This window comes from Shewanella sp. T24-MNA-CIBAN-0130, assembly GCF_040310185.1.
GTDB lineage: Bacteria > Pseudomonadota > Gammaproteobacteria > Enterobacterales > Shewanellaceae > Shewanella > Shewanella psychromarinicola.
The window spans coordinates 1-258 of record NZ_JBEOPP010000407.1 but is presented as its reverse complement, the minus strand read 5'-3'; the positions used below and the strand labels follow the sequence as shown (position 1 = coordinate 258).

The window sequence follows — 258 nt, the reverse complement described above, 5'->3', positions numbered from 1 at the left end:
AGATCTTAACCGCGAGCTTTTTTGATCAGCTCGATGTATTCGGCCGCGTTGCGCTGATACTTGATCACCCCAACGAAGTCATTTCCCTGCGCATCCGTGCCCTCGAGGTCATGCCCGGCCTCGACGAAAAACGTCAGGAATCGCTCGAAATCATCGATGCGCAAGCCGCGGTAGGCCTTGATCAGTTTGTGCAGCGACGGCGAAGTGGCGTCGACCGGCTCGAAATCGAGGAACAACTTGATCTGCTCATCGCCGATC

General features: G+C 55.8%; 1 protein-coding gene. It reads right to left on the bottom strand.

Annotation, left to right across the window (positions count from 1 at the left end; translation table 11 throughout):
• Positions 1–5: 5 nt before the first annotated feature.
• Positions 6–258, bottom strand: a 253-nt coding sequence (locus AAEZ02_RS22905; protein WP_351125420.1) for a PA4642 family protein, incomplete at its 5' end; no start/stop codon positions are given.